Consider the following 4843-nt stretch of genomic DNA (forward strand, 5'->3'; position numbering starts at 1 on the left):
TTAGCCAGGCGGAAATCAGGCCTATTAATCCGGAAACCGCGGCCATTCCGCCAAAATACCCCCATTGCATTTTAACGTCTTTGTAGGAAAGGACGTATTTCATAATGCCCATTACTCCCCTTATGGCGCCGCCCACAAAGCCGGCAAGAAAGAAAATCTCCATATTTTTAATTAATCTATTAATTTATTAATTTTTGACCTTTCTTTGGCACTTTGGCAAGTTTACCCCGTAGGCTTGTCCTTCGGGGAAAATAGAGTTAACCCCATTTTTTAACTTATTTTGGCAGGGCTCTTTTAATCATAAAATCTATATTATCATTACTGTTTTTCCATTGAATATCAATGTGGAGATGACGATTTTTCCAAACCCTAAACACCTCGTCCGCAAAGGACTGACCAATTGTGTCAAGATTATGGAAGTCAAGAATAATTGTTTTGAATTTTTCAAGACCGCTTAAAATTCTTCTTGCCTGGGAACGAGAAATATAATCGCTGTCCGCCTTGTAAAGTACAACCCTGACTTCCGTTTTGTTGAACTTAAACGAATCTTCGCAATATTGTTGAAAAAGCGCGTTAAGGTCTTTTTTTGACTTTAGCCCGATAGTAAAAGTCACTTTTGTCCCCTTTAAATTCTTGATGTTTTTTATAAATATATCATTTAAAATATTATTAAATATCAACTTTTTGTTAGAGCTTTGAATGAGCAGCATATCTCCCGCTTTGGAAGTGAAAAAAATTCCCTCGCCGCTGTGCTCTTGAGGCATAGTTGTCTGCTTTCCTTTTATTAAGTCCTGAATTGCTTCTAATTCGTTTTTTAATCTTTTCTTTTTTCTAATGTTGTTGAAAATTCCTATTCCCCTATCAACAACATCAAAACGGACCATTGTTTTCTCCTTTTTCACAGACACCTCAATCACTCTTGATTTTGAATGTTCAATGGCGTTGTTTAGCATTTCGGTGAAACCGTAATTTAATATCTGAACTATTTTTTGAGACAAACCGAAAAAAATTCCGGTTCCTTTTTTAATTTTATCCAAAACAATGTCTTCGGCGATATTCTTGTTTTCTAAAATACAATGAAAATCCAGAATTTTTCTTTTTACCCGGGCAACAAGCTCTTTCTGAGCCAATAAATATCTCGCTTTGTTGGCTCTGCCTAAAAGAATAATTTTCCCCTCGTCTCTAAGTTCCTGAAAAAATCTGTGGACATAGGCGCGAGAAAAACCAGTTGCTTTGACGATATCGGCAACATTAACCTCTCCCTGAGTTTTTATTTTTTTAAGAATAAGCGGCTTGATCTCCATATCGCCATATTGTTATGTGTTGACCCCGCACCTATTCCAGTGAAAGTTTGGGGTTATTCAAAAGTCATAAGGCGAAGCCGCCTATCGGCTCTTGATTATTTATTACCACAAGTCCTCAGAAGAATAGGTGCGGGGTTGACAACTTTATTGTATTCCCAAAATTCAAAGTTGTCAACAAGTTGTCAACCTCCCGAGCGATAGCGAAGGGGGAAGAAGAAGATTTATCTTCTTCGACCCCGCTTAGAGAGACGAAAAGGGACGGGTACTTTTTGCCTCTTTTCTTTTTACCTTATTGCCTTACTCCTAATGAAAAAATGTACCCGTCCCTTTTTTAACTAAATCAGCTAATGATTTTATTGTTTTACATCTCCCTTTTCGATATTCTCTTAAACCCTCTTCAACTAATTTATCTAACTCTTTTGCCTCTCTTCCTTCCAAATAATAAGTCGGCACTGCTCTTTCGTATAACTTTTGGTACTCTTTTAAGTCCAAAATCACAATACCGCCTTTTTTTTGAATCATCCTTCTGGAAATAGTTATTGAATTTTTACTAATTTGATTAACCATACTATTTTTATCTTAATAAATCAGGAGCAATTGTCAAATAAAAAATTTATTGTCCCAAGATTTGATTAACTTTTGTTCTGGTGGCATAGCCTACATAACCCGTACCTTTTTGCAAACCAAGGGGTGCAAGAATTTCGCTGGCATATTTTTCCTGAAAGCGAATGACTGCCTGCGCTGGGTTAACGCAGGAAAATAGAGCTGACCCCATTTATTTTTNNCTTGTCAAATTAACGGCTGAGGTCTTGGTTGACTGCTGTTCTGGTTAAAGGACCAAAGTATCCTGTCTGGATTATTCCTTTTTTGGCTTGATATCTTTTTACCGCGGAAACCGTTAAAGAAAGAAAGTTGCCGGTAACTAAGCCCTCGGGATAAATTTCTGCGCCTTGATTTTTTAGAAATTGCTGAAGGCAGCGAACCTCGGCATTATTTCTCATTCCAAAATAAAGATTATTTTCAAATCGCTGGCAGAGAGCGGGTCTCTGTTGGGCTAAAATGACGTTGATTTGGGCTTGGACGCGGGCCGGCTTCTTGTTCTGAGGTTCTCTCAACAATGGAAGCTGTCCAGGAAAAAGAAAAACTTTTTTCTTCTCCATTAAATCCTGAAATCTGAGCTTGAATTGAGGGCAGAATGGCAAGCGAGCGGTTTTTAGCGTTGAAATCTGAAACATAAATTTTTCCATCTTGATTTTGGTCTAAATCTAAAAAGCCAATGGTCAATCTGCCAGTTATATCCTCAATCACATAAGCCACCTTAAAATTGACTCTATCTGAGCCATTAAATTCAAGTTTTAACACTCCCCGGCCGCCAATGAATTTATGCCAGTTGGCTGACCAATTTTTAGTCGTATGAGTTACGGCTAAAGTTCCCTGTCCAACAAAAGGAAGGAAATTGGTTAAAGGAATAACTTTTAATTTGCTGAGATGAGGATTCAAATAACAATATTTCGGCCCCAATCCACAATCATTAACCAAAAGCGCAATTTTCCAATCAGTGAAAATTTGAGAAAAATCTTCTTTAAATCCATTTTTTGCCAAGGCCTCATTGATTGAAGGAATGCCGACTTTTGAAGATTGTAAAGAATCAACTAAAATTTTTACTCCATAATGGTCAACTAAGTATTGAATAAAAAGGTTTACTACTCCATAGTCCTGTTTTCTGTTCAGCCATTCGGTCAAAGAATCTGAAGAATCAATTAAGAAATTTCTGACTCTTCTTTGAAGACTTGAATTATCATAAACATCGTCATAGCCCAATAAAGTTGAAGTATATTCTGCCCTGGCTTCGTTGAGCCAGATTTCTTCCGAGACCCTTCTTAAAATGTCTTTTTGGTTAAAAGTAATCAAATGCATGAATTCGTGGGCTAAAAGGGCTTTCATATTTGGCTTATCAATATGTTGGCTGTTTAAATAAACCATTTCTCTTTCATTTGATTTTGGATTTTGCAATCTTGGAAAACCATCCCCGGAATTAAAATAACCGCCGACTCCTTTAGCCATTGGATGAATCAAAATAGTGATTCTCTCATCTCTATCAATTCCCGGTTTTGGTTCTGAGCCAAAAGTAAAAGTTAAAATTGGATAAATCCTGTTCTGAAACTCCTCGGCTAAAGAATTTAGGGCTTTATCTATTTCTCTTTGGCGCTCCGGGCTTTGGGCTTCCCACCACCGGGCCTCAATATAAAAATAAAGCTTAGGGCTTATTCTGGTCAAAATAGCTGAAATTTGCTCTCTTTTTTCCAGGTCAAAAGAGGGCTCAATAAAAAAATTAATTCTTTGACCAAGAGAAACAGCATTAACAATGCCTGGTAAAACCAAAAGAGAAAGTATAATTATTAAACTAATTTTCAATTTAAGATGGTGGAACATAGGTTGAGTTTTTAATTTTTAGAATTAAAATTTATTTTAAAAATTAAACAACTATTTTTTTATTATACCAAAATAATAAAAGTAAAACAAAAGCCCCCGGTTCTTCACCGAGGGTTCCACCTACTGTGGTGTTACCGGTTAAGATGCTCGTGGTGCCAACAGATAAGCTACCACTAGTGACAATGTTTGTACTAATAGTAGTTACGGCATAAACAACGTCAGCCACCAAAAAAACCGAAATTAGAATTCTAACTTTATTCCGAGTTTTTCGGCAATTTGATGAATCCATTTCTCGTGGCGATCAACTTTATGAGCTAAAGCAACCATTTCTTGAAAATAGGTATCAGCTTTCTTTGCATAAGCATCGACAGAGGTCTGAAGATCTACAAAATCTTTTTTCATTTCATCAAACCTCTGATCAACGCGCGTAAACTTCTCATTTAAATATTGAATTAGTTCAGAAAAATCTTGATTCATAAAAAATCATCTTAATTTTTTTATTATACCAAACAGAATTTCACGGGGCAAGTCGGGATTGTCCGAGTGTAGATGTCGGACATCTACACTCGTCTTCCACACTACACTAGTCTTCTATTGTTAACTTGCCTAAAACTTCTCTGGCATTTCTAACTAAAAGAGCGTCGTAGGCAAATTCTTTATATGCCTCTATATCTGGAAACATTTCTTTTAAAATATCTCTATCAATAATTTCCAAATTCCTTTTTCCAAAACTCTCACCTAAACTGCAAAAAGGATTAGACAGAGCAAACTCAAACGCTTTATCAAACTCTTTCAGCGCCTTTTCAATCCCGCCGGGGTAATCTTCAAAAGGATTAAAGGCCTGAATATAAGCGTCAAGATAATGCAGGCTTTCTATTTCTTTTATAATGGTTTTTCCCTTATATGCTCCTTGAAAAACTCGACCCACTTCGCCATATTTTAGATTGATAAAACCGGTAAAAGCGTTGCTCAATCTTTTCATAAAAAAAGAGAGACCGCCTTTGTGAATTTCTTTCAATAATAAATGGAAATGATTTTCTTTAAGGCAATAGGATAATATTTTCACTAAGGGTTGATGGGCTGGCCAGCCCTTGGGCCATTTAAAT

General features: G+C 36.5%; 6 protein-coding genes. All 6 read right to left on the reverse strand.

The annotated features are described in order from the left end of the window. Positions 1-275 precede the first annotated feature (275 nt). Positions 276-1304: a DUF4325 domain-containing protein gene (locus tag KY055_02715; protein ID MBZ1345512.1), complete on the reverse strand. Its 1029-nt coding sequence runs from the start codon at positions 1302-1304 to the stop codon at positions 276-278. 303 nt (positions 1305-1607) lie between these two features. Then, positions 1608-1871 (reverse strand): hypothetical protein, encoded by a 264-nt coding sequence (locus KY055_02720; GenBank protein MBZ1345513.1) that lies wholly within the window; start codon positions 1869-1871, stop codon positions 1608-1610. Between the two features lie 227 nt (positions 1872-2098). Then, positions 2099-2305: a peptidoglycan-binding protein gene (locus KY055_02725; protein ID MBZ1345514.1), complete on the reverse strand. Its 207-nt coding sequence runs from the start codon at positions 2303-2305 to the stop codon at positions 2099-2101. 19 nt (positions 2306-2324) lie between these two features. Further along, complete coding sequence (locus KY055_02730; protein MBZ1345515.1) at positions 2325-3737, reverse strand: hypothetical protein; 1413 nt, start codon at positions 3735-3737, stop codon at positions 2325-2327. 240 nt (positions 3738-3977) lie between these two features. Further along, entirely contained in the window at positions 3978-4214 is a 237-nt protein-coding gene (locus KY055_02735) for a hypothetical protein (GenBank protein ID MBZ1345516.1), read from the reverse strand. A 106-nt stretch (positions 4215-4320) separates the two neighbouring features. Next, positions 4321-4843, reverse strand: a 523-nt coding sequence (locus tag KY055_02740) for a transposase (protein ID MBZ1345517.1), incomplete at its 5' end; no start/stop codon positions are given.

This window comes from Candidatus Nealsonbacteria bacterium, from assembly GCA_019923625.1.
Lineage (GTDB): Bacteria > Patescibacteriota > Minisyncoccia > Minisyncoccales > RBG-13-42-11 > JAHXGN01.

Excerpts from the sequence above, each read along its gene's own strand:
- KY055_02715 (MBZ1345512.1), bottom strand. The coding sequence starts at position 1,304 with ATGGAGATCAAGCCGCTTATTCTTAAAAAAATAAAAACTCAGGGAGAG.
- KY055_02720 (MBZ1345513.1), bottom strand. The coding sequence starts at position 1,871 with ATGGTTAATCAAATTAGTAAAAATTCAATAACTATTTCCAGAAGGATG.
- KY055_02725 (MBZ1345514.1), bottom strand. The coding sequence starts at position 2,305 with ATGAGAAATAATGCCGAGGTTCGCTGCCTTCAGCAATTTCTAAAAAAT.
- KY055_02730 (MBZ1345515.1), bottom strand. The coding sequence starts at position 3,737 with ATGTTCCACCATCTTAAATTGAAAATTAGTTTAATAATTATACTTTCT.
- KY055_02735 (MBZ1345516.1), bottom strand. The coding sequence starts at position 4,214 with ATGAATCAAGATTTTTCTGAACTAATTCAATATTTAAATGAGAAGTTT.